Here is a 20,845-nt window from a genome sequence, read left to right as displayed (position 1 = left end):
CTGAACCCGGGACCGGGGTACTGCGTGGTCAGTACGGAGGACCGGATCACCAGGGAGGGTGGATGCCACGGCCGAGCGACTGGGACGCGATCGGACTCGGTGGCGACCCGACTCCCGGGGAGCCGGAGACGATCGGGCAGCTGGCCGAGGTGCTGCAGAAGCTCGGCGGCAAGGCGCGGGACATCTTCAACGCCATCCAGTCGGTGATGAACACCAACAACGACAGCGTGTTCGTCGGTCAGGCCGCGGACGCGTTGCGCGGCAAGGTGGACGACCGGTTGCGCGGGCATGTCGAGGACGTGGCGAACGCGTTCGAGACCTCGGCGCAGGCGCTGCGCGACTGGCGTGGGGTGGTCGAGGAGCAGCAGCGCAAGGCTGATGCTGCGCTGGCGGCCGGCCGCGGGCTGAAGGAGGACGACCCGGACCGGGACACCCAGAAGGGCATCGCCGAGCAGGCCGGGCGGGACCAGTCCGACCAGGCCTCGACGTACGCCGGGAAGATCAACGGGGTCTCCGACATCCAGTTGCCGATCTCCTCCTGCGAGGCGTTCTGGGAGGCGTTCAAGTGGCTGGCGATCATCCTGATCATCCCGGCGCTGATCTTCGGCGGTCCGATCGCGCTGCTCGCGCTCGGCGTCAACCTGGCGCTGTTCATCAAGACCATCGTCGACGTCGCGAAGGGTGACGCGTCGTTCCTCGACCTGTTCCTGGCCGGCCTCGGGCTGATCGCGCCGACCACCAAGGCGCTGCCGATCTTCAGCATCATCAAGGGCATCGCGAAGGGCATCAGCGCCGGCGCCAAGGGACTCGCCAGCAGCTTCCGGACCATCTTCAGCAAGGACTTCCTGTTCAAGATGATGACCGGGCTGAAGGGGATGCCGATGCTGGTCACCCTCTCGATCCGGGAGACCGGCCTGTTCGTTGCCTCGAACATCCGCAACTTCACCGTCTCGGTCGGCAACTTCGGCGCGAACTTCGGCTCGATCACCCTCGGGGCGCTGGGCAAGTTCGGTACGGCGTTCACGCAGCTGCCGGCCACGATCGTCCGCGGGTTCAGTGCCGTCGGCAAGGGTCTCGGCACGGTCTGGACCGGCAGCAAGCAGTTCATCTCCGCGCACTTCGGCGGGCTGCAGTGGACCCGGTTGTTCCTGCCCGTCGCGGCGGACGAGATCCGGGCCTTCAAGGCGCTCGGTATGACGGACTTCAAGGCGTTCACGCAGGCGTTGAAGGTCGGCGTGTTCGGGCGTGGTCTCGCCGGGCAGCACGTGTTCGGCCTGCCGATGGTGAGCGCGCTCGGCCACACGATCAGCGCCGTACCGATCAACACCCCGAAGCTGACGTTCCTGGAGAACGCGAAGGTGTTCTTCCAGGAGATGGTCGCGCCGCCGCCGCTGAAGCCGGACGTCAAGATCAACCAGTTCGGCTTCGCGACCGAGTCCGGGATCACCGCCGGCAAGGCGTTCGAGGACCTGCACCTGCCGCCGATGAACACCAACCTCGGGCACGGCGTCAACATGGAGACGGTGGTCACCCCCGGCGGCGTCCACGTGCCGTCGACGGCCGGTACGAACCTGACCACGAACATCCCGTCGGCGAACATCGGGCAGCCCGCGGTGAACAGCATCCACGGCGTCAACGGGGTGACGGGGAACGTGCAGATCCCCACCACCTCGACGTCGCTGACCCATCTCAACGGCGGCATGAACGTGACGCCGCCGGTCACGAATGTCTCCGCGCTGCATGTGTCCACGCCGCACTCGACGAGCATCGGTGACCTGGTCAACTCCAGCCTCCGGAACAACACCACGACCTCCATCTCGCCGCACATCACCACCTCGATCAACGAGGGCGTGTCGCACGGCTTCCAGGCGAACCACCTGCGGCTCTCGCTCGACGAGCTGACCCGGCCGCCGACGCCGGCCGCGACGAACGGCGGTCACGTGGTCAGCCCGCCGGCCGTGGAACGCGTGAACGCCGCGCTGGACCTGGTCACCGGCGGGCCGGCGGACCTCAAGATGGTCAGCCCGGTCAACCTCCGGACCGAGACGCCGACGTTCACCGGGGTACAGAACGTCGCGACTCCGCCGACCGCCCATGTGCAGCCGGTGAACGTGCCGAAGACCGACGTACCGCTGCAGCAGCAGGTCACGCCGCACACGTTCAGCCCGGGTAAGAGCGAGATCCCGCTGAATGGGCTGCCGGACCACCCGGGCATCGTGGTCAAGGTCGAGCGGTTCGAAGGCGGTGTCACCCAGTTCAACCTGCACGGTGGCGGCCCGAACGGGCGGCTCGACCCGCTGAACGGCGGCGGCCTGCGGTTCACCGACACCTCGAACGGTCTGACGACCCGCTTCGACCCGAACGGCGTCGTCATCGATCACGGCGTACGGCTGACCAAGGGCGACGGGCTCGCCCGCATCGACGACCGCGTGCTGATCAAGCAGCCGGACGGTGAGTTCCGGATCACCAACCTGGACGGCAGCGCGCTCCCGGACCAGGTCACGATCCGCGCGCTCGACACCGGCGGCGTCCACGTGCTGGGCAAGGACGGGATGTCCTGGCACTACAACGCGAACGGCAAACTGGAGAACCAGTCGCTGAACGCGGCCTGGAACAGCGACCTGGCCGCGAAGGCCGGCGTGTTCCGCAAGCCGGGCGACACCGACGCCGCGGTCAACGCGAAGATGGACGACTTCACCGGCGTCCAGCAGGCCCAGCGCAACCTCGACCTCGCGCACGAGAACGTCGCGATCCACGGCGACCGGGTGGACGGGCCGTCGAACGCGCCGTCGGTCGGCGAACAGGTGCACATCGACCTGCACGGCGCGCAGCACGACCTCGACCTGGCCAAGCACGCGTTCGAGGGAAAGCACGGGATCGGCGTCGACGGTCTGCAGAAGCAGCTCGACGACCTGACGACGGAGTCGCTGAGCGTCCGGCCGCGGCTGCTCGGCGGTGCGCGGACGATGACGTACGACGTACCCGGGCACGCCGGCCTGAAGTTCGACGTCAACGGTGCGCAGGTGCATGTCCACGGGCCGGGGGCGGACGACTTCACGTCCACGGTGGTCGGTAAGACGCTGACCATCTCCGATGGATCGCACACGTGGACGTACAGCCTCGGATTCGGTGGTCGCGCCAATCATGTGGGCGAGTCGTTCTCGTTGCACGGTGGGCATTTCGACGGCAAGCCGGTGTCGCTGGAGGGCAAGCTCGGGAATCTCGACAGTGGCATTGCCGACGGCAAGTACTCGGTGAAGGTCACCGAGGACGGCCTGGTGGTCGCATCGCCGCACGGGCCGATGCAGTACAACCGGGACGGCTCCTTCCACGGGATCGGTACGACGGCCACCGGCGACATGGTGCGGCCGGTACCGCCGCCGCACCTCGCCGGTGACGATCTGGCCCGGTGGAACGCGCAGGTCGACCTCTCCCGGACGCACCTCACCGAGGCGGTCGGCACCAAGGCGGTCGAGAACCTGATGAAGGACGTGATGGGCGGGTCGTTCACGTCCAAGCGCGGGTTCGGCGGGTATGTGAACCCGTCCGCCCTGGCCGACGGGACGCTGGTCACGAAGGTGAAGAACTTCGACGCGGTCGCGAAGGACCTGCAGTTCAAGGGCGCGACCGAGCACATCACCGTGTACCGCGGGGTGTCGATGGACCCGGTCAGCGCACAGGCCGACGAGTTCGTCGAGCGGCTGCCGATCTCGACGTCCAGCACGCTGAAGTTCCAGGACGAGTGGGCGAAGAACGGCGTCGACTCGAATCGGGTCGTGTTCAAGGTCGACGTACCGCCGAACCACAGCAAGCTGGCGATGTCGTACCCGGAGGGGTACCACCCGGGTGGCGGTGAGGCGCGGGCGTGGAACCAGGACCAGTGGGAGATCACGCTCGGGCCGGCCACGTTCCGGCGGACCGGACCGGACGTCATCGAGAACGGGCACCGGATCATCCCGGTCAAGGCCGAGCCGATCCCGGCGTCGAAGTTCGACGAGGTGATCACCGCGAAGTGGCCGGGGATCTCGTCGGAGTCGGCGTTCGGGGACTTCGTGAAGTCGTTCGAGACGCCGGGGTTGCGCGGGTTCGAAGGGCTCTCGGACGTGAGTACCCGGGCGACCACGAGTGTGGACGGCCTGTCGCACACGGTGCACGTGACGAAGCCGGGGTCGACGGACGAGCTGACGATCTCGGTACTGCGGAATCCGCAGGACGATTCGGTGCGGGTGATCTGGACCGCGGACGGGGCGAACAAGTTCGACAAGACGTGGAGCGGGCAGCAGTTCTCGAACCTGGCGACCGATCTGCGCGGGAACGTGCTGCACAACAACGACGCGTTCGCCGGGATGCCGAAGCCGTCGTCGTGGGATCAGGTGCCCGGCAAGGGCAAGGGGATCGCGCAGGCGTGGGATGACGACTTCGCGGCCCGCTTCGAGGTGTTCCGGGGTCCCGGGGACACGGACGCGATGGCCGGCGCGAAGATGGACGACTTCGTGCACGTGCAGCGCGCGCAGGCGCAGGTCGACGCGGCGATCCACGACGTACGGCTGTACGGGCATCGTGCCGACGGTCCGTCGGACGGGCCTCCGGTCGGGGCCAAGAAGTTCATCAACCTGTGGAAGGCGCAGGAGAACCTCAACCAGGCGAAGACGACGTTCGAAACCAAGTATCCCGGTCTGTCGGTCGCCGACATCCAGACGCAGCTGCGCAACCTCCTGGACCAGTCCCTCAAGGACCGGCCCCGCCTGGTCGGCGGCATGGACGGCCGAACCACCCTGGACGTCGAGGACATCACCCTCACACCCCCGCCTGGGATGCACGGAGGGCCGGCTGGGCCGAGCGCACACGGTGCGGTGCCGGAGCCGGGGGCGCATGGGGCGCCGCCGCCACCGCCACCGCCTCCGCCGTTGGCGGGGCACATGGTGCCGCCGCCTCCTGGTGCCGGGCATCTCGTACCGCCCCCGCCGCCTCTGGCCGGGCACTTGGTGCCGCCTCCGCCGCCTGTGGCTGCTGGGCATGCGCCGGTGCCGCCGGGAGCGGGGCATGGGACGCCGGTGCCGCGGCCGCAGCGGGTGGTGGCTCCGGAGTTCGGGAAGAAGTTCGACAGCGCGTCGTTCGGGACCGAGAGCGAGCTCGGCGGGTTCGTGGTCGCGATGCCGGAGGGGTCGCACCGGGTGTTCGCGTTCGTGAAGAACGTGGAGACCGACGAGTCGCTGGTGATGGTCACCAAGGACATGAGCAACGGGATCTACCGCAACCCGGGCGACCTGCCCGCGGCCCGCGGCGGCAACTGGACGACGCACACCGTCGAGCTCGTCAACTACCCGTCCCGTGTCGGCGACCAGGCGGGGATCGCGCTGCGCGACGACGCCACCCAGTTCCTGCTCGACACCTTCAAGGGTCGTCTGAACACCGCCAACCACCAGGCGATGGAGTCGATCACCAGCCCGGACGGACGCTTCCGCCTGGAGATCACGAACGGCAGGCACGTGATCGGCGGCGGCAGCGGGATGCAGCTCGACGACCTCGGCTCGGTCACGATGCCGCTCGGCGGCCAGCAGCTGACCGTCGGCGTGAAGGCCACCGAGTTCGCCACCACCGACGAGTTGAAGCTGCTCCGCCAGAACCCCTGGTACCACGACGGGTTCCGTACCGACGACGCCGTCCGCAACCTCGACCACGCCGCCCTGGACAACCCCGAGGCGGTCGCGTCGGCGTACACCTACCTGAAGTCGATCATCAGCTTCACCGCGAAGCAGGTCGACAAGCACGGCATCCCGATCGGCGCCCACCCGGGGGCGTCGCCGTTCCACAGCCTCACCGACCCGGTGGTGAAGAACGACTGGGCGGTGCTGCCCCGCACCCGGCCGAACATCGTCCTCGAGGGCCTGTCCGACGTGGACAAGGCGGCGACGCTGAAGCTGCTCCGGGAGATGCCGGAGATCGGCGACGGCACGATCTGGCGCGAGTCGAAGCTGTACATCCTGGGCGGCGGCGAGGTCGCCGGTCACGGCATCAACGACGCGGTGATCGGCGGCGAGAAGGCCCTGCTGTTCGAGTTCCGCACCGTACCGGACGGACTGAAGCACCTGGTCCCGACGCAGAAGCTGCCGACCGCCTCGATCACCGATCTGCTGGCCGATCTCGGCCCGGGCCGCCGCGCGGCGGTCCAGCACATCAACGGCGCCGTCGGCCACACCGACAACCGGGGCGACTTCGCCGGATGGTTCCGGGAGAAGTTCCCGGACCATGCGACCAAGACCGACCAGCGCATCGTCACCATGTCCACGGTCCAGCAGAAGGCCGAGTGGATGATGACGAAGTACCCGCAGGCGTGGGACCAGGTCCTGGGCGGCCAGGAACCGGTGATCGTCAGGACCGTGCAGCTGCCGCCGGTCCAGCAGCACGCGCTGGGTGGCGCGTTCGACCAGCACGTGGTGATCCGGCCGGAGGGCGGCACGCCGCACGTCACCGGCCCGAACGCGCACAACCTCACGCTCGACGACTTCGGCGACAACGGTTTCCGGCTCACCGGCCCGGACGGTCGCACCCAGCTGTACGACGGCAACGGCGTACTGCGCGGCGACGGCATCCGGCTGAATCACCCGCAGGGCACGCGGTTCACCGAGAACCTCCCCGGCGGGACCAGGCTGGTCGACCAGCACGGCACACCGATCCCGAACACCCATGTGCACCAGTTGCCGGACGGCGGATTCCGGACGGTCGGTCCGCACGGACAGGTGGCCCGGTACGGCGCGGACGGCGGCCACGTCGGCGACGGCGTCGTACTCCGGGACCCGTTCGACCCGCACGCGAACCTCTTCACCGAGCCGAACGGTGCCGGCGGGATCCACGTGACCGACGTGCACGGTACGGCGGTTCCGACCGCACAGGTGGAGCGCCTCGGAAACGGGAATTTCCGGGTTTCCGACAACGCTTTCCGGGATGTCCGGTGGTTCGACCGGTCCGGCATCCACCGTGGGACCGGACTCCAGGTCGCGGATCCGGCGTACGCCGGCCAGACCTTCCTGTATCGGGCCCACGGCATGGATCCGATACTCGTCGACAACGCCGGCGCGCAACTTCCCGGCCGGGTTACGGCCCTCGACGGCGGCGGTTTCCGGGTCACCGAGGCGAACGGGATCGCGCGTACCTTCGACGACGCGGGCGGCTACCTCGATCGGCAGATCCCGCTCGGCAACCAGCAGGTCGTCATCCACGACGTCAACAACCGCCTGACGCTGCACGACCCGGTCGGCGCCGGCCGGACCGTCGAGCACATCCAGGGCGGCGGCTACCGGGTCGTTGACGGTGGCAACTACCGCGCGTACGACCCGGACGGCGGGTTCCAGGCGGACGGACACGCCGTCAACCTGCCCGGCGAACACGGTTTCCTGGAGATCACCCCGACCGGCGCGCAACGTCTGGACGCCAACTACCAGCCGATCCCAGGCCGCACGGTCACCTTCAACGGCGCGGCCGGCGAGATCACGGTCACCCGGGCCGGCGGGCACGACGTCTTCGACCTGCAGGGCGGCGTACTGCGGGAGGTCACCGACCTCGACGGGCACGGCCTCGGCATCGGCACCACCCGAGTCACCCGCGACCAGAACGGCGTGGTCACGCTGACCGACCGCGCCGGCGCCCCGGTCCCGACCCCGCACCGGGTCACGATCGACCAGCACGGCGGCGTACGGCTGGAGGTCAATGTCCCGGGCAGCCCACGGAACGGCGAGTTCCACGTGTTCTCCCGCGACGGCCACCTGACCGAGCAGGGCTTCCCGGTGGTCCGCAACGGCCGCCCGACCGAGTTCACGTACGTCGTGAACCGCACCGACAACACCTGGCGCCGGGTGGACACCGCGAACCTCGACGGCACCGGCAACTTCCAGCACGGCACCGTCGACATCGTCGGCCTGGACAACGGCCGGATCCGGCTGCAGAGCACGACCGCGAAACAGGTCGAGGTCTTCGAACGCCGCTGGCTGCCGGACGGCACGGTCCTGGACACGTTCCGTAAGACCGACACCCTCGGCTACGGGTACTTCGACCGCCGCACGACGTGGGCGACGTACGACGCGAACGGCGCGCTGACGAACTGGGGCAAGCGGCACTTCAGCACCGGCGGATCGGCGTGGCGCGACTACGACCACCACGGCAACGCGGTGCGCGACTACCAGCAGGGCCTGCAGAAGTACGCGAACCCGATCGCCGAGCAGCCGACGCCGCTGGGCAAGGCGGACAAGGAGATCACCGGCCACGTGCTGGCGATCAAGGACGGCCGGAACTGGACCTGGCACCGCTACGACGCGAACGGCGTCCACGTTGCCGAGGGCAACCGGACGCTGGAGGCGATCGGCGAGGGCTGGACCGACAGCGTCAAGGTGCTGGAGAACGGCAACGAGGTCACCCGGGTCGCCCAGCAGAAGTGGGGCACCTGGCACGGCCCGGACACCGCCCGGCAGTACCAGGAATTCAAGCTCACCGCCGGCGACGGCCACCCGACCCGGTCGGGCGAGTTCGAGGTGCAGTCGCCGCAGCTGAAGTCGGTCGGCAAGGGCGAGCTGCTGGACAGCGGCGCGCTGCTGAAGACCGTCCGTCAGGGCGACCAGCGCCCGCCGGTGTGGGTCCGGAAGAACTTCCTCGACAACCCGCCGACCACCGGCAGCGTCGCGCACATCTCCGGCGACAACCGGTTCCAGATCTTCCGCTGGAACACCTCCGGCGACGGCATCACCGGCGAACGCGGCATCCGGTACGTCGGGACCGACGAGTCGATCGTCGACGTGAACCTGAACGGCGAGTTCGTCCGCTCGAAGGGCAAGCTGCACGACGGGACCGAGCTGAAGGTCGGCGACCAGGCGACCGCGCCGGGCACCGCGCATCCGACCTCGACGACCCCGTGGACCGCAGGCGACCTGAACGGCTGGCGGGTCTTCGACAACAACAACGGCTGGCGGGACGTCGCCGAGGTCGACGGTCTCCAGGGCTGGACCGTCGTCCGGGAGAGCAGGCCGGGCGGCGTGGTCCGCGAGTACCAGCGGCCGGCCGACCGCAACATCTGGGTCCAGCGGGACGCCCACGGCAATCTGGTCGGCAGCTCCCACCAGACCCCGGCGCCGGTCGGCGGGAACCACCGGTACGTCGTCGCCAACGGGGCCGCCGACTCCGAGCGCTGGCGTTGGCAGGAGCTCGACCACAACGGTGTACCGATCCCCGGCCGGGAGGGCGACCGGTTCCACTTCAAGGGCTCGTCGGACGAAGGGATCAGCTGGGACAACTCGTTCCGCGACTTCCACGGCGACGACCTGGTCCGAGACCGGCACATGCTGGACGAGCGGCGCTTCGTCGAGGCGTGGCAGGACGGCAACCACTGGAAGGTCGCGGAGTTCGACAAGACCGGCCAGGAGGTCGTCGGCAGCACCCGGCTGGACCGGCAGTGGCTCGATGCCCACGGCAACTGGCAGGGGAACTGGACGGCCGGTTCGCAGCACTTCCGGGACAGCCTGCCGCAGAACGGGCAGGTCCCGCCGCAGCTCGTCCGCGAGACGCCGACGCACATCGGCGACGGGCGGCCGGTCCGGGTCCGCGAGTACACGCTGGACAACGGGCAGACCGACCTGCGGCAGTGGAAGGAGTTCGACGTCGACAAGGTCGTCCGGGAGCGGGTGAAATCCGGCGACAACTACCTCGAGACCGACAAGATCCACGGCCAGTGGAAGCTGTACGACGAGCACGGCACGGTGATCGGGGAGCGGTCCGACAACGGGCTCGTGTTCGAGATGCGGGACGGCAAGCTGACGCTGACCGGCAACGAGTTCGACTTCCGCGGCGCGATGACGGAGTACCGCGGCTGGAACACCCGGATCGGCGACGCGCAGCGGCAGCCGTGGTTGATGCAGTCCGACTGGACGCTGGCCGACACGACGCTGACGCCAGGCGGGAACGTGTTCCGGGAGGCGAACTACACGCCGTTCTCGCGGCTGCTCACCCAGAAGGTGCTGCTGCAGGTCGGTACCGAGTTCTTCCTGGACTACGCGGCCAGCCTGATGATCGCGGGCATCGTCGCGGAGGCGCAGAACAAGCCGTTCACCGGGAACGACGCGTTGAAGGCGCTGATGAACGCGGCCGTCGGCGCGACGCTGAAGTCGGTGGCCGGCGCGGCGCTCACCGAGACCAAGCTCGGCGGCTCGCTGCGGAACCTGAAGCAGAGCATGGGCAACGTCGACGGCGGCAAGTTCGTCACCAAGCGGCCGAACAACAACGACGCCACCTGGGGTGTGGAGTGGGCCGGCAACACCAGCCCGATCCGCTGGCGCGGTGGCACGTTCGACTACAGCCTGAACATGCTGTTGCTGCCGATCACCGGCTTCGTGAACGGCGCCATGAACGCGGCGATCTTCGGCGTCCCGAACGCCGACGGCAAGACGGTCAAGCTGTCCGGCTGGCAGGCGGTCGGCGAAGGCGGGATCGCGGTCCTGACCGGATACGCGATCGCGAACAGCGCCGGCTTGGCCAAACTGCTCGGCGGGAACTTCGCGGTCGGCCGGTTCTACCAGAAGGGTGGACTCGCGGAGATCGTGCTGACGATGCCGTTCCGGTTGTTCGAGAAGGGGATCGGCGGGGCCTTCCTGACCCCGGCGATCCGGGCGTCGATCAACCCGGTGTGGTATCAAGTTCCGCCGGCTCTTGGAGGGACACTGTGACGAACCGCTACGTGACCCCGCGCGGCCGGGGCGGCTACCGCCGGATCACCGACGCGTTGCGGGCCGCGGCGCCCGGCGACGTGATCGTGGTCGGCGCCGGGGAGTACGCCGAGCCGCTCCGGCTGGACCGCTCGGTCGCGATCGTTGCCGAGGGCACCGTCGAGCTGGTCGGCGTACCGGGGGAGCCGGCCGTGATCGCCGAAGGGCTGGAGTGTTCGCTGCGCGGGCTGGTGATCCGGTCCGCGGGCGGCGACGTACCGGCCGTCGGGGTGGCGCCCGGCGCCGGGCTGCTGCTCGACGACTGTACGGTCACCGGCGGCCGGATCCATGCCCGCGGCAACGAGTCCGCCGGGTCCTCGGACCTCACCGGGTACGGCGTGACCACGCTGATGCTGCGCGGGTCCCGGATCGAGAAGGGCCGGCTCGCGGCGCTGCACCTGTCCGGCCGGGTCCGGGCGAAGGTCGAGGACTCGGTCGTCGACACCATCGACGGGATCGGCGTGGTGCTGTCCGGCAACGCGTTTCTGGAGGCCTCCCGGCTGCGGCTGACCGCGACCTCCGGGTACGGGTTCCGGCTGCGCGGGGCGAGCCGCCTGGAGGCCACCGACGGCGTCGTCCGGCAGACCGGGATGACCGGCGTACTGCTGGAGGACGGGTCGACGGCGGCGCTGACCGACGTACGGATCGACCAGGCCGGCGGGCCGGGGGTCCACGCGGCCGGTACGGCGAAGGTGCAGCTGACCGACTGCCGCGTGCGGAACGCGCGGGCCAGCGGCCTGGTCGCGCAGGACCAGGCGGACCTGACGGCGTCGGACTGCACGGTCGCGGACGCGGGCGCGAACGCATTGCTGGTCTCGGATTCCGCGACCGCGACGGTCACGGGCAGCCGGTTCGACCGGTCCGTGTACAGCGCCGTTCACCTGACCGGTGCGGCGGTGGCGCGGCTGACGGACTGCACGGTGCGCGAGGGGGCCGAGCACGGCGTCCACGCGACCGCGTCGTCGCGGGTCGAGCTGACGCGCTGCGGGATCACCGACGTCGGGCTGACCGGGTTGTCGGTTGTCGACGGGGCGACCCTGGAGGCTGCGGACTGCCGGGTCAGCGGCGGCGGCACCGGCGTACACCTGGAGTCGAGCGCGGCGACCGGGCTGCGCGGGTCGTCGGTGAGCGGGACGGGCGGCACCGCGATCGAGTTGGCCGGCGCCGGGCTGTCGACGGTCGACGCGGTCCGGGTGAGCGGGTCGAAGGCGGCCGGGATCGTCGTCGGGACCGGCGCGGCGGCCGAGGTCTCCGGGTCCGCGATCGAGGACTGCGGTGGGTCCGGGCTCGTCGTCTGGGCGTCGGCGTCGCCGACGGTGCGGGGGTTGCGGGTCGCCGGGGTCGCGAAGAACGGGATCTACCTCGCGGAGCGGGCGGCCGGGAAGTACGCCGACTGCGACGTGAACGGGACGAAGTACCCGGCGCTGCATCTCAGCAAGGCGGCGGCGCCGGTGTTCCAGCACCTGCGGATCCGGGACTGCGTGGACGCGGTCGGGCAGGAGGACGGCGCGCGGCCGACGTTCGAGGACTGCACGGTGGACGGCGTACCGATGGTCGCCCCGACGCCGGCCGTCGCCGCGAGTGCACCGGCGGTCGTAGCGACCGTCGCGGGGCTCGACGAGAGCATGCCGCCGGACGACGAGACGCTGGAGGACGTGCTCGCGGAGCTCGACGAGCAGGTCGGCCTGGACCGGGTGAAGCGCGACGTTCAGTCGATGGTGAAGCTCATGCAGACGGTTCGGATGCGGCAGGAGGCCGGGCTGCCGGCGCCACCGCTGTCGCGGCACCTGGTGTTCGCGGGCAACCCCGGTACCGGCAAGACGACGGTCGCCCGGGTGTACGGGCGCGTGCTCAAGGCCCTCGGCCTGCTCCGGAAGGGCCACCTGGTCGAGGTCGACCGCACCGCACTCGTCGGCGAGTACGTCGGCCACACCGGGCCGAAGACCACCGCGGCCGTGAACCAGGCGCTCGGCGGCGTGCTGTTCATCGACGAGGCGTACTCGCTGTCACCCGTTGGCATCGGCAACGACTTCGGCGCGGAAGCCATTGCCACGCTGGTGAAACTGATGGAAGACCACCGCGACGACCTCGTCGTCATCGTGGCCGGCTACGTCAACGACATGGGCCGCTTCATCGGCTCCAACCCCGGCCTGTCCTCCCGCTTCACCCGCACCCTGATGTTCGAGGACTACACGGCGGCCGAACTCGTCGCGATCGTCGAACACCAGGCCCGCGGCCACCAGTACGAGGTCACCCCCGACGCCCGCACCGCCCTCACCGACCTCTTCGAACGCCTGCCCCGCGGCGAAGGCTTCGGCAACGGCCGCTCCGCCCGCCAAATCTTCCAGGCCATGACCGAACGCCAGGCCCACCGCCTCTCCGAACTGACCGCCCCCACCCCCGACCAACTCGTCTCCCTCGAGTCAGCCGACATCCCGGCGAGCTCTTAACATCATGGAATGAGATTTTCACAGCAATTATCGTGCGAAGTGGTGACAGTTCGCGGTAGATCGCTTACGGTCTGGCGGCATGGAGAAACTCTCGCGGCGTGGGTTGCTTGCTGGTGTCGGTGCGATCGCGGTTGGTGGGGTGGTGGGTCAGCCGGCTGCGGCGGTCGGGGTGCCGGGGTCGCGGCGGTTTGTGCTGGACGGGCCGGGGGGTGAGGTGTTTCGGGGCAAGCCGTTGGCGGATGTGACCGTGATGCGGTCGATTGCCTTCGACAACCGGAATCAGCGGTTGTTCGCGGGGCAGCTGCGCGCCGGGTCGCCTGCCGACAGTGGGGATCTGACGTTGACGCAGCTCACGCCGGCGGGTGATGTCGTCGGGCATATGTACCTGAGCGGCTTCGGGCACGCGGTGTCGATCGGGGCCGAGAGCGTGGGGCGTACGACGTACCTGTGGACCGAGACCGATGTCGACACCACGAACGCGCGGGGGCGGCAGATCGCGCGGTTCCGGTGGCAGGACGGGGCGACGTTGACGAAGGACTCGCCTGGGCTGCGGAGTTGGAAGCCCGTTGCGGACGGCGCGTTGTTCACGCCGTCGGTGGATCAGGAGCACGGGCGGATCGGGATCCGGCACACGCGGGCGGACGGGTTTCACATCACCGTGTACTCGCTGGCCGCGGCGCGGGCCGGCAACTTCTCGCAGGTGCTTGCGTCGTTCAAGCAGCCCGCGATGACTGACGGGATCGACTTCCAGGGGTGGGTGCTGTACGGGTCGTATGTGTATCTCTGGGAGGGGGAGGCGAACAGCAGTACGTCGAAGCTGTGGACGTACGACATCAACCGCGGTGAGATCGTCGAGTCCGCGCAGGTCCTCGACGGCGCCGACCTGGTCTACCGGGAGGCCGAGGGCATCGGCGTACAACAGCTGCCGAGCGGCCCTCGCCTGTGCTTCGGCTTCGCCTCCGGCGTCACGGGCGACCGCCGAGCAAACCTCTTCTACCGCGACACCTTGGTCTGAACTACTGCGCTACGCCGTACAAGCGGTCGCCGGCGTCGCCGAGGCCGGGGACGATGTAGCCCTTGTCGTTCAGGTGGGAGTCCATGCCGGCGATGACCAGGTTGCACGGGACGTCGAGGTGGGTGAGTTCGCGTTCGACTCGTTCGACGCCTTCGGGGGCGGCGAGGAGGCAGATGGCGGTGATGTGGTCGGCGCCGCGGTCCACGAGGAACTGGATGGCCGCGGCGAGCGTGCCGCCGGTGGCGAGCATCGGGTCCAGGACGTAGCACTGGCGGCCGGACAGGTCCTCGGGGAGGCGTTCGGCGTACGTCGACGCGGTCAGGGTCTGCTCGTTGCGGACCATGCCGAGGAAGCCGACCTCGGCGGTCGGGAGCAGCCGGGTCATGCCTTCGAGCATGCCGAGACCGGCGCGCAGGATCGGCACCACCAGCGGCTTCGGGGCGGCGAGCTTCACGCCCTGCGCCTCCGCGACGGGCGTGCGGACGGTGACCGGACCGGTGCGCACGTCCCGGGTCGCCTCGTAGGCGAGCAGCGTGACGAGTTCCTCGGTCAGCCGGCGGAACGTGGGTGAGTCCGTCTGCTCGTCGCGCAGCGCGGTGAGCTTGTGGGCGACGAGCGGGTGGTCCACGACGAGGATCTGCATAACGTCGAACGGTACCGTCGGCGATTCGGAGCGGGAAAGCGCGCCCGCTGTCAGACTGGAAACTGCATTGGATTCTGCCCTGTCGCCCTCCAGGGAGTGAGCCGATGACCGAGAAGACGCCCGAGCAGCTCGACCGTCTGCGGCGCCGTGCGGCGTTCCTCCGGGAGCGCGAGGAGGCGCGGGCGCTGCGCGACCGGATCGCACCCCGGCGCGCCCGGGCCCGGCAGCTGCGCGAGGCGATGCGCTGGGCGACGTACCACCATTGAGCGGACCGCCGGCCCATCACAATCCCGCCGCCCCGGCCGGCGCAGGCGGAGGTCGGCCGACGAGACGCAATTGTGATGGCCTGGGCGTCCGCAACCCCCCACAACCCCCGCGACTCTGCGACCATGATGACGTGTCTGATACGGCTACGGACCTGGATTTCGCGGTCGCTGCCTACACCGAGGACGGGCATTGGACCGTCACTCCGCTGGTCCTGCGCGGTGAGCTGGACCTGGCCACGCTCGTCTCCGCGCTGCGCCGGTTCCCCGGCGACGCGGGGGTGCTCGGGCTGGTCTCGGTCGACGAGGACTTCTTCGTACTGGTCCGGGTCCAGGGCGGGCGCGCCCGGCTGCTGATCTCCGACGTCACCGCCGCGACCGAGTGGCCGTTGGCCCGGCAGATCGTCGACGAGCTGGACATCCCGCTCGCCGATGACGACGACGAGCAGGTACCGGCCGGTGACCTGGCGATCATCGCCGACCTGGGGATGACCGCGATGGACCTCGGCGCGCTCTGCGACGACGTCGACCTCTACCCGGAGGAGATGCTCGAGGAGATCGCCGAGGAGCTCGGGTTCGGCAGCCAGTTCCACGACGCGGTCGAGGCCGTTGGCTAGCCCGCTGCTGCGCCGGGAGTGGTCGCGGTTGATGGCGCTCGCGCTCGAGGAGGGCGAGCGGGCGTTGCCCGACGTACCGATCGGTGCGTTGGTGGTGACCGAGGACGGCGAGATCATCGGCCGCGGGCACAACGAACGCGAGGCGACCGGCGACCCGACCGCGCACGCCGAGGTACTCGCGATCCGCGCGGCGGCCCGGCACGTCGGCGAATGGCGGCTGACCGGCTGCACGCTGGTCGTGACGCTGGAGCCGTGCACGATGTGCGCGGGGGCGATCGTGCTGTCGCGGCTGGAGCGGCTGATCTTCGCGGCGTACGACGAGAAGGCCGGCGCGGTGGGGTCGTTGTGGGACGTCGTACGGGACCGCCGGCTGAACCATCGGCCCGAAGTGGTGGGCGGTGTGATGGCCGACGTGGCGGGTGCCCGGCTACGCGATTTCTTCATCGGCCACAGACCTTGATATTGTCCTCGGCGGTGGCGTGTCCGAGCGGCCGAAGGAGCGCGCCTCGAAAGCGCGTGACGGGCAACCCCCGTCCGAGGGTTCAAATCCCTCCGCCACCGCCATTTGCTCAGATGGTCCCGCACGGAGTGTGGGACCATCTGAGCAAATATCAAGTGCTGTGGGATTTGGGAGGAGCCTGCGACGGTTCCCTCCGCCACCGCCAACCGCCTTCGGGCGGCAGATAGCCGGAGACCCTGATGCTGTGTGATGCGTCAGGGTTTTCGTCTCTCTGGACCTGACTCGGGACCCGACGCTCGACGAGAGGCCCCCCATGGACGTAGCTGAGCTCGACCGGATCCTTCTCGGGAGCGCGGCTGTCCTGCTGGTGGCCGTGGTCGCGGTTCGGCTGTCCGCCCGGATCGGGCTCCCGTCGCTGCTGATCTACCTCGGCATGGGGCTGCTGCTCGGCGAGTCGGGCCCGGGGCACATCCATTTCGAGAACGCGCAGCTCGCGCACGCGCTCGGGTTCGCGGCGCTGGTCGTGATCCTCACCGAGGGCGGCCTGACCACCCGGTGGAACGAAGTACGGCCGGTGATGCCGCTCGGGCTGGTGCTGGCAACGGTCGGGGTCGCGGTCAGCGTCGCCGTGGTCGCGGGCGTGGCGCATTTCGTGCTCGGGCTGAGCTGGCAGCTGTCCGTACTGCTCGGCGCGGTGACGTCGCCGACGGACGCGGCGGCCGTGTTCTCGGTGCTCAGACGGGTGCCGATCCGGCCGCGACTGCGCGGGGCGCTGGAGGCGGAGTCCGGCCTGAACGACGCTCCGACCGTGTTGCTGGTCACACTCGTCAGCACCGGCGAGGTGGGCGAGAAGGGCCTGCTGGCGTTCTCGGGCCTGGTTCTGTACGAGCTGGTCGTGGGAGCGCTCTTCGGGCTGGCGGTCGGCTGGGTGGCCGTCCGCCTGATCCGCCGGATGGCGCTCGGGTCGGCCGGCCTCTACCCGGTCGCGGTGCTCGCGGTGGCGTTCATCTCGTACGCCGGGGGCTCCGTCCTGCTGCACGTGTCCGGATTCGCCGCCGTGTACGTGACGTCGCTGGTGCTCGGGCGGGCCGAGTTGCCGCACCGGATGGCGACCCGGTCGTTCGTCGACGGGATCGCCTGGCTGGCGCAGATCGGGCTGTTCGTGATGCTCGGGCTGCTTGCGTCGCCCGCACAGTTCAAGTTGAACGACGTACTGCTGGCGCTCGTGATCGGAGTCGCGGTGACGGTGGTCGGCCGGTTCGCGTCGGTGGCGATCTCGGCGGCGCCGTTCCGGTTGCCGTGGGCGGAGCGGACGTTCATCTCCTGGGCCGGGCTGCGCGGCGCGGTACCGATCGTGCTGGCGACGATCCCGCTCTCGGAGGGCGTGCCGCACGCGGACCGGATCTTCAACGTGGTGTTCGTCCTGGTGCTGCTGTTCACGCTGCTCCAGGGGCCGTCGCTGCCGTGGCTGGCGAAGCGGCTGGGCGTCCTCGACGAGAACGCGGCCCACGAGGTGGACATCGACGTCGCGCCGCTGGAGTCGCTCGGCGCGGACATGCTGCAGGTCCACGTTCCGAGCGAGTCCCGGCTGGCCGGTGTCGAGATCGGCGAACTACGGCTCCCGCCGGGCGTGTCGGTCTCGCTGGTGATCCGCGGCGACCAGGCGTTCGTCCCGGACCGCCGTACCGTGCTGCGGGCCGCCGACTCGCTGCTGATCGTCACCCCGAGCCCGGTCCGCGAACAGGCCGTACGCCGCCTCCGCGCCGTCTCCCGGGCCGGCCGCCTGGCCGGCTGGTTCGGCGAACGCGGCCGCGAACAGCATTAGTTCGGGTTCTGGCCCGAGGGGATCGGCTGCGGGGTGCGGACGACCGGGAGGCACACCGTCGTACCGGCCTTGACCGCGACGGACGGGATGCCCTTGAGCTTCACGGAGCCGAAGCCGGCACCGATCACCAGGTCGACCGAATGGTCGGTGCGGCCGTCGGCGATCATCTCGGCCTTCTGGTTGAGCTGACCGGCGACCAGCAGCATCTCGGGCGCCGTCGCGGTGGCACCGCGGAGCGCCACCACCGCGGTCTTGTCGCCCTTCGGCTCGTTCGCGATCTTGTCGATGTTGAACCCGCGCTTCTTCAGCGCGTCCGCGACCCGGCCGGCCGAACCCGCGCGGGCGCCGCCGTTGTACACGTTCAGCACGACCTGCTTGGGCAGCAGCCGGTTGTTGGTGAGCGTCTGCTCGGTGCAGGTCGGATCGGCGCTGGAACTCATCAGCGACTTCCAGCCCCACCAGCCGCCACCGGCCAGTATGACGAGCAGGATCACCATCGTGATCGGCGTACGCCACCGGATCCGCGAGTGCGGTCTCGGTTGCGGATGGATCGCTGTCATTTGCTCCACCCCCCGTGAGCGGCAGCCATTGGTCAGTCCACTACCAGTACCCGTGCATGGAGGACCTGACGCTGCTGCAGCGCGGCACGCAGCGCGCGGTGCAGGCCGTCCTCGAGATACATGTCGCCCTTCCACTCCACGACATGTGCGAACAGGTCGCCGTAGAAAGTCGAGTCCTCGTCCAGCAGCGCGGTCAGGTCCAGGGTGCCCTTGGTCGTGACGAGTTCGTCCAGCCGTACCTGCCGTGGAGGCAGGGCGGACCAGTCCTTGGGCCGCAGCCCGTGGTCCGGGTACGGCCGATCGTCCCCGACGCGCTTGAAGATCACCTCCCGGAGTCTAGCCGGGGATCAGGTCCCGCGAGGAGGTCATGAATGTCACCGGAACAGTCCGGAGCCGTTTTTCAACCTTTTGGAGGAGTACGGCGTCACCCCTGGACAGCGATGCCTGAGGCAACGTGGCGCGGATCCGGCCGTTCGGGCCGGGCCGACGCGTGGGACCGTGCCGGGCTGACATCGGAGGACTAGCATTCGAGCGGGTTATTTCCGTCAACCGGGGAAAGGCACGCTGAGATGGCCGAGAAAGCCGACGTCGTCGAGACCGTCAAGCAGGGATACGCGTTCGAGGGAGCGGCCCTCGAACTGGGTGCGCTGCTGGTCGACGGCGAGCCGAAACCGGAGGCGGCGGTCCGGATCCCGCTCGGGATGATGAACCGGCACGGCCTGGTCGCGGGCGCCACCGGTACCGGTAAGACGAAGACCCTCCAACTGATGGCCGAGCAGCTGTCCGCGAACGGTGTCGCGGTGTTCGCGGCCGACGTCAAGGGTGACCTGTCCGGGATCTCGCAGCCCGGCGCCGGCGGCGACAAGCTGCTGGCCCGGACCAAGGCGATCGGCCAGGAGTGGACCGCGAGCGGTTTCCCGACCGAGTTCTACGCGCTCGGCGGGCAGGGGACCGGGATCCCGATCCGCGCGACGATCACGTCATTCGGGCCGGTGCTGCTGTCCAAGGTGCTCGGGCTGAACGACGTTCAGGAGTCGTCGCTCGGGCTGATCTTCCACTACGCCGACAAGGCCGGGCTGACGCTGCTCGACCTGAAGGACCTGCGGTCGGTCATCCAGCACCTCACCTCGGACGAGGGGAAAGAGGACCTGAAGGAGCTCGGCGGGCTGTCCGCGGCCACTGCGGGCGTGATCCTGCGGGCGCTGATCGGGTTCGCCGACCAGGGCGCCGAGGCGTTCTTCGGCGAGCCGGAGTTCGAGACCGCGGACCTGCTGCAGCAGCGCGACGGCAAGGGCCTCATCTCGCTGCTCGAACTGCCGAACCTGCAGGACCGGCCGGCGCTGTTCTCCACCTTCCTGATGTGGCTGCTCGCGGACCTGTTCCACGACCTGCCCGAGGTCGGGGACGTGGACAAGCCGAAGCTGGTGTTCTTCTTCGACGAGGCACACCTGCTGTTCAACGACGCGTCCAAGGCGTTCCTGGACTCGATCGCGCAGACCGTCCGGCTGATCCGGTCGAAGGGTGTCGGCGTGTTCTTCGTGACGCAGACCCCGAAGGACGTGCCGGACGCGGTGCTCGCGCAGCTCGGTTCCCGGGTGCAGCACCAGCTGCGGGCGCACACGCCGAACGACGCGAAGGCGCTGAAGGCGACCGTGTCGACGTTCCCGAGCTCGTCGTACGACCTGGGCGAGGTGCTCACCCAGCTCGGCATCGGCGAGGCGATCGTGACCGTGATGAACGAGTCCGGCGCGCCGACCCCCGTCGCGTGGACCCGGCTGCGGGCGCCGCAGTCGCTGATGGCGCCCGCGTCGGCGGACCAGATGACGGCCACGGTGCAGGCGTCCCCGAACAACGCGAAGTACTCCGAGACCGTCGACCGCGAGTCGGCGTACGAGATCCTCGCCGCGAAGGTCCAGGCCGGCGCCGCCCAGGCCGAGGCCGAGAAGCAGGACCAGGCGAAGGAGCCGGAGGCGCCGCGGCCGCGCGCCCAGAAGCAGGAGAAGTCGATGGTCGAACAGGTGATCGGCTCCACCGCCTTCAAACAGTTCGCCCGCTCCGCCGGCCGAGAAATAGTCCGAGGCCTCTTCGGCGCCGCCCGCAAACGCTGACCCCACCCCCGCGGGTTCCACCGGGGTGGACGCAAGCGTCCGCCCCGCCGGGCGGGTGATCCGGGCTGGGCCTCCACCGCCCGGCACCTCACCTTCGCCTGGTGTGGGGCTCGGCTTCGCGGGTATTTGTGTTGTTTTTCCTGTCGTGCAAGGGAAAAC

The 20,845-nt window shown here is 69.5% G+C and carries 11 protein-coding genes and 1 tRNA gene; 9 read left to right on the top strand and 3 right to left on the bottom strand.

Annotated features, from left to right (window positions below):
- Positions 1-62: 62 nt before the first annotated feature.
- From ACXJJ3_RS20440 to ACXJJ3_RS20430, 3 genes are all read left to right on the top strand, one after another.
- Positions 63-10,706: an actin cross-linking domain-containing toxin gene (locus ACXJJ3_RS20440; protein WP_458171799.1), complete on the top strand. Its 10,644-nt coding sequence runs from the start codon at positions 63-65 to the stop codon at positions 10,704-10,706.
- Positions 10,703-13,195 (top strand): right-handed parallel beta-helix repeat-containing protein, encoded by a 2,493-nt coding sequence (locus tag ACXJJ3_RS20435; protein WP_458171798.1) that lies wholly within the window; start codon positions 10,703-10,705, stop codon positions 13,193-13,195. The genes ACXJJ3_RS20440 and ACXJJ3_RS20435 overlap by 4 nt, the downstream gene beginning before the upstream one ends.
- 79 nt (positions 13,196-13,274) lie before the next feature.
- A complete protein-coding gene (locus ACXJJ3_RS20430; protein ID WP_458171797.1) occupies positions 13,275-14,210 on the top strand; it encodes a phage baseplate protein in 936 nt (311 codons plus the stop codon).
- Position 14,211: 1 nt separating this feature from the next.
- Here ACXJJ3_RS20430 and upp read toward each other — a convergent pair whose 3' ends face one another.
- Positions 14,212-14,853 carry a uracil phosphoribosyltransferase gene (gene upp / locus ACXJJ3_RS20425; protein ID WP_458171795.1) on the bottom strand — a complete coding sequence of 214 codons (642 nt, stop codon included), beginning with the start codon at positions 14,851-14,853 and terminating at the stop codon, positions 14,212-14,214.
- A 104-nt stretch (positions 14,854-14,957) separates the two neighbouring features.
- On the opposite strand from upp, the gene ACXJJ3_RS20420 reads away from it, so the two are divergent.
- The 5 genes from ACXJJ3_RS20420 to ACXJJ3_RS20400 all read left to right on the top strand — a co-directional run bounded on the left by ACXJJ3_RS20420 (position 14,958) and on the right by ACXJJ3_RS20400 (position 18,018).
- Complete coding sequence (locus ACXJJ3_RS20420) at positions 14,958-15,119, top strand: hypothetical protein (RefSeq protein WP_458171794.1); 162 nt, start codon at positions 14,958-14,960, stop codon at positions 15,117-15,119.
- Positions 15,120-15,250: 131 nt separating this feature from the next.
- Positions 15,251-15,733 carry a tRNA adenosine deaminase-associated protein gene (locus ACXJJ3_RS20415; protein WP_380190514.1) on the top strand — a complete coding sequence of 161 codons (483 nt, stop codon included), beginning with the start codon at positions 15,251-15,253 and terminating at the stop codon, positions 15,731-15,733.
- 31 nt (positions 15,734-15,764) lie between these two features.
- Positions 15,765-16,193, top strand: coding sequence for a nucleoside deaminase (locus tag ACXJJ3_RS20410; RefSeq protein ID WP_458171923.1), 429 nt, complete (start codon positions 15,765-15,767; stop codon positions 16,191-16,193).
- A 13-nt stretch (positions 16,194-16,206) separates the two neighbouring features.
- A tRNA-Ser gene (locus ACXJJ3_RS20405) sits at positions 16,207-16,297 on the top strand.
- 209 nt (positions 16,298-16,506) lie between these two features.
- On the top strand, positions 16,507-18,018 hold the full coding sequence (locus ACXJJ3_RS20400; protein WP_458171793.1) for a potassium/proton antiporter: 1,512 nt from the start codon (positions 16,507-16,509) through the stop codon (positions 18,016-18,018).
- Here the strand turns inward: ACXJJ3_RS20400 and ACXJJ3_RS20395 are convergent.
- Together ACXJJ3_RS20395 and ACXJJ3_RS20390 are read right to left on the bottom strand one after the other, a co-directional pair.
- Positions 18,015-18,578: a LytR C-terminal domain-containing protein gene (locus ACXJJ3_RS20395; RefSeq protein WP_458171792.1), complete on the bottom strand. Its 564-nt coding sequence runs from the start codon at positions 18,576-18,578 to the stop codon at positions 18,015-18,017. The two genes, ACXJJ3_RS20400 and ACXJJ3_RS20395, sit on opposite strands and share 4 nt — an antisense overlap.
- A 32-nt stretch (positions 18,579-18,610) precedes the next feature.
- Complete coding sequence (locus ACXJJ3_RS20390; protein WP_209697067.1) at positions 18,611-18,904, bottom strand: type II toxin-antitoxin system VapB family antitoxin; 294 nt, start codon at positions 18,902-18,904, stop codon at positions 18,611-18,613.
- A gap of 243 nt (positions 18,905-19,147) precedes the next feature.
- On the opposite strand from ACXJJ3_RS20390, the gene ACXJJ3_RS20385 reads away from it, so the two are divergent.
- Entirely contained in the window at positions 19,148-20,686 is a 1,539-nt protein-coding gene (locus ACXJJ3_RS20385; protein ID WP_458171791.1) for a helicase HerA-like domain-containing protein, read from the top strand.
- The last annotated feature ends 159 nt before the right edge of the window (positions 20,687-20,845 follow it).

This window comes from Kribbella sp. WER1 (assembly GCF_054189145.1).
The sequence above is the reverse complement of the archived record's forward strand: the minus strand, read 5'-3'. Positions and strand labels throughout refer to the sequence as shown.